The sequence below is a fragment of the Bacillus sp. OTU530 genome (genome assembly GCF_038440375.1).
Map to the genome: position 1 here is coordinate 1 of NZ_JASATP010000105.1, position 4,721 is coordinate 4,721.

Below are 4,721 nucleotides of genomic sequence, written 5' to 3' on the forward strand. Positions count from 1 at the left end.
CACTGTACGGTTTCTTTTGGTTTCACTGTTGGTTCCTCTTACTGAGTGTTGGAGCAACAACGAAATTGAAAAGAGTTCATAGATTTCTAAATACATCGACTTCCACTTTCATTAATTATGTAAACAAAACAGCCCTTCAGATCATTTTTTACTCAGAGAAACATTTTTTATATAGGTTCATCATTGTAGATGTATACAAAAACGTTGCTGTAGACCCACTCCACTTCCATTTGATAGTATTTTTAAATGAAAGCAAAACGGAGGATAAACAATGGAACAACAAAAATATGCAGATTTAAAACTGGGAGAACGTGGAGCGGTCATAAGTATTATTGCTTATATCTGTTTATCTGTTTTAAAATTATTTATTGGCTATACATTTCATTCAGAGGCTTTAAAGGCAGATGGCTTAAATAATACGACAGATATAATTGCTTCATTAGCTGTTTTAATTGGCCTGAAGTTATCTCAAAAGCCAGCTGATGAGGATCATCCTTATGGTCATCGAAAAGCCGAAACTGTTGCTTCCATGGTTGCTTCATTTATCATGATCGCTGTTGGTATTCAAGTGTTATATGAAGCGATTACTTCAGTTTTTAGTGAAAGAAATGCGTCTCCAGATTTAATTTCAGCTTGGACAGGTCTTTTTTCTGCTACAATCATGTATTTCATTTATCGTTATAATCGTAATTTAGCCAGGAAAATAAATAGCCAGTCAGTCATGGCTGCTGCTAAAGATAATCTTTCGGATGCTTGGGTAAGTATTGGAACAGCCATTGGAATTATTGGCTCCCAATTTGATCTTCCTTGGCTTGATCCATTAACTGCTGTCATAGTAGGGGGATTAATATGTAAAACGGGATGGGACATTTTTAGAGAAGCTTCCCTTCATTTAACAGATGGATTTGATCAAAAGGAGATAGAACGGTACACAGAAACCGTAAAAAACGTCTTTGGTGTGAAGGGCGTCAAGAATATACGCGCTAGAAATTACGGTAATCATACCGTCGTAGATGTTGTTATCCTTGTAAATTCTAATTTGGATATACGGAATGCTCATGATATTTCTACACAGGTGGAAAATGTCTTATCTCAAAAACATGATGTGTATGATGCTCATGTTCATGTAGAACCACATTAAGGATTGATATAGTTTTATCCTCTTATACATACATGAATACTGGCAAGATAAATTATATGAACACCAAAGCCCTCCGAATCACTGGAGGGCTTTTGGTAGTCTCCTAAATACATTAACTCCCGAGATATGAAAAAAATCCGGAGATAAGCCTACACTTACGCCAATGCCAAGTGTTTGAGAGATAAAAATTCGGCATGATAGAGAAAGACACTTGCAGTTGTAGTGTCTTTCCTCATTAAGGACAAGAAGTTTGGTATCTTTCTTTGTAAGGGCATAAATTATTTGCTTGGCTAAAATATTAGCTGGATAAGCCCTTTAATAACTATAAAAGATATCACACTCATCAGTGCCAGTACGATTATACCAACTATGATAATAACTACTTTTTGCATCGTCTTATTTATCCATCCTTTAAATAACATTTTAAGTAAAAATTCATAGGACTTAAATGAATCACATATTCAAAATACTAATGTCCTTTCATACATAAGTCAACTGCATAGGGAGGTCTGTATAGCAGCTGTTAGGAGTAATGATAAACAAATAGTACTGATAATCAGAGGTGTGTGGTAGTGCTTCATAAGCTTCTCCCTTTTTGGTTGCGATTTCAGCAATATTGTAACAGAAATTTCAGACAAAATTTAGAACATAATGTGAAGATTCATTGACACATATGAATACACGTGCATATAATGAGAACAAATACATGGATACTTGAATGGTTGTTCATATGTTCAAGGATTGTGAGGGGAAAAACTATGGCAGAGGAAAAGTTAGAGATTTGTAGTGAGACATGTAGTCAACCCGTTATCCATCATGATGTTGTTGAGAAGGTGCAACAAACGCTTCGCCAAGACGAATCGCTAACAGATGTTGCAGAGTTGTTTAAGGTACTGGGAGACCGTACAAGAACGCGTATCCTTCAAGTGTTATTTGAAGCTGAGATGTGTGTATGTGACCTGGCCTATGTACTAGGTATGACACAGTCATCTATCTCACATCAGCTGCGGGTCTTAAAGCAAGCAAAGCTCGTCAAAAATCGTAAAGAGGGTAAAGTGGTCTATTATTCTTTGGCTGATCACCATGTCAAACATATATTTGATCAAGCATTTCAGCATGTGAATGAAGATCGGAATTAAATAAAGGGAGAGAGTGGTATGGGGGAGCCGGCAGTAAAGCGGGAGTTTGTCTTAGATGGGCTAGATTGCGCGAACTGTGCCCTAAAGATTGAGACTGGTGTCAAGGGGTTGGAGGGCGTATCTTCTTGTTCCGTGAACTTTGTGACAAAGACCTTAACGGTAGAAACGCAACAAGGCAAGGACGAGGAAGTGGCACAAGAAGCCAAACAGCTTGTGAAAAAGTTAGAGCCACACGTTCAGGTGAAAGAAAAGACTACAGGAAAGGCACCTTCTCGCAAGCAAGTGTTGGTACTGCAAGGGTTAGATTGCGCAAATTGTGCAGCAAAAATAGAAAAACAAACAGGGGAATTATCTGGGGTTACAACCAGTACGTTAGATTTTGTATCGAAGAAGCTTATGATTGAAGTGGAAGATGACAAACAGCTACCAAGCATTGTTGAACAAGCAACACAAATTGTAAATCGGTTAGAGCCAGATGTAGAGGTAATAAAAGAAGATAGCCTTGCAAAAGGTACGCTACATGAGGATCACAGGAAAGCAGAAATGCGCAGCAAAATATTACGAATTTCTATCGGTGGTATATTAACAGGTATTGCGGCTTTTGCTCCATTAGCATTTCCGTTCGACTTTTCTTTATTTGTAGTAGCGTACATTCTCATTGGAGGCGAAATTGTTGCTCGAGCCATTAAGAATATTGCACGAGGTCAAGTATTTGATGAGAATTTCCTCATGGCTATTGCGACACTCGGAGCATTCGCTATCGGTGAATACTCAGAAGGTGTGGCTGTTATGCTATTCTATCAAATTGGAGAACTGTTCCAAAGTTTAGCAGTCAACAGATCTCGAAAATCCATCACTGCACTGATGGATATACGTCCAGATTATGCAAATTTACGAGTTGGAAACGAAACAAAGCAGGTTTCCCCAGAGGATGTTCGGATAGGTGACATGATTCTCGTCAAACCAGGAGAAAAGGTACCTTTAGATGGAAAGGTGCTGGAAGGTGTCTCTATGATGGATACATCTGCTTTAACTGGTGAGTCTGTGCCGCGTGAAGTAGAAACAGGTAGTGAGGTACTAAGTGGTTTTATTAATAAGAACGGAGTTTTAACTGTAGAGGTCACAAAGGAGTTTGGAGAATCTACTGTCTCAAAAATTTTGGACCTCGTACAAAATGCAAGCAGTCGCAAAGCGCCGACAGAGAACTTCATCACAAAGTTCGCACGGTACTATACACCATTTGTCGTCATTACTGCTGCAGCATTAGCATTTCTTCCGCCATTATTCCTAAGCGGAGCGACATTTTCGGATTGGATTTATCGTGCATTGGTATTCTTGGTTATTTCTTGTCCTTGTGCTTTAGTCGTATCCATTCCGCTCGGATTTTTCGGAGGAATTGGCGGTGCGTCTAAGCGTGGTATTTTGGTAAAAGGTAGTAACTACCTAGAGGCATTGAACAATGTGAAGTATGTTGTATTCGATAAGACAGGAACACTGACAAAAGGAGTATTTGATGTCACTGCAGTGCGTCCAGCGGTAGGTATGACAAAAGAGGCATTGTTGCAGTATGCAGCATTTGCAGAAGTGCACTCTAACCATCCGATTGCTGTCTCTATCCGTAAGGCATACGGTCAAGACATTGACGAAACCGCTATTCAAAGTTACGAGGAAATCTCCGGGCACGGTACGATGGTAAGTGTAAACGGAGCAGAGGTTTTAGCAGGAAATGCTAAATTAATGAATAAATATGACATCCAGTTTACTGCACCAACAGAAGTTGGAACTATGGTTCATGTGGCTGTAAATGGGAACTATGCAGGTTATATCGTGATTTCAGATAAAGTGAAGGAAGATGCAGCGCAAGCCATCTCAGCTTTGAAAGAGCTTGGCGTGAAAAAGACGGTAATGTTGACGGGAGATGCAAAGCCTGTCGGAGAAGCAGTGGGAAAACAACTTGGTTTAGATGAAATATACGCAGAGCTATTACCGCACCAAAAAGTAGAAGAGGTAGAGAAACTCGATGGTAAGAAACTCAAGAAAGAAAAGCTCGTATTCGTCGGAGATGGTATTAATGATACCCCTGTATTAGCACGTGCTGATATTGGTATAGCAATGGGTGGTCTTGGATCAGATGCGGCTATTGAAGCGGCTGATATTGTCATCATGACAGATGAACCATCTAAAATTGCAACGGCAATCGGTATTGCGAAACGTACACGGCGTATTGTGTATCAAAACATCATATTTGCACTGGGAGTCAAAAGTATTTTCTTATTGCTCGGTGCATTCGGCATTGCAACCATGTGGGAGGCGGTATTTTCTGATGTGGGAGTGACGTTACTTGCTGTTCTGAATGCCATGCGTGTACTGAAGGTAGATTGAACGTAACAATACGAACGCCAACCATCTTAGTGAAGTCATACAGTATGGTTGGCTTTTTC

At 39.6% G+C, this 4,721-nt stretch carries 3 protein-coding genes; all 3 read left to right on the top strand.

All coding sequences use genetic code 11. The features are described from left to right. The first annotated feature begins 271 nt into the window (after nucleotides 1-271). The 3 genes from AAHB12_RS30900 to AAHB12_RS30910 all read left to right on the top strand — a co-directional run bounded on the left by AAHB12_RS30900 (nucleotide 272) and on the right by AAHB12_RS30910 (nucleotide 4,662). Complete coding sequence (locus AAHB12_RS30900; protein WP_129728909.1) at nucleotides 272-1,141, top strand: cation diffusion facilitator family transporter; 870 nt, start codon at nucleotides 272-274, stop codon at nucleotides 1,139-1,141. A 758-nt stretch (nucleotides 1,142-1,899) separates the two neighbouring features. Further along, the gene (locus AAHB12_RS30905) at nucleotides 1,900-2,280 is read left to right on the top strand and encodes an ArsR/SmtB family transcription factor (RefSeq protein ID WP_129728910.1); all 381 of its coding nucleotides are present in this window, start codon (nucleotides 1,900-1,902) and stop codon (nucleotides 2,278-2,280) included. An 18-nt stretch (nucleotides 2,281-2,298) separates the two neighbouring features. Next, nucleotides 2,299-4,662: a heavy metal translocating P-type ATPase gene (locus AAHB12_RS30910; RefSeq protein WP_342048904.1), complete on the top strand. Its 2,364-nt coding sequence runs from the start codon at nucleotides 2,299-2,301 to the stop codon at nucleotides 4,660-4,662. Nucleotides 4,663-4,721: the final 59 nt, after the last annotated feature.

Excerpts from the sequence above, each read along its gene's own strand:
- AAHB12_RS30900 (WP_129728909.1), top strand. The coding sequence starts at position 272 with ATGGAACAACAAAAATATGCAGATTTAAAACTGGGAGAACGTGGAGCG.
- AAHB12_RS30910 (WP_342048904.1), top strand. The coding sequence starts at position 2,299 with ATGGGGGAGCCGGCAGTAAAGCGGGAGTTTGTCTTAGATGGGCTAGAT.
- AAHB12_RS30905 (WP_129728910.1), top strand. The coding sequence starts at position 1,900 with ATGGCAGAGGAAAAGTTAGAGATTTGTAGTGAGACATGTAGTCAACCC.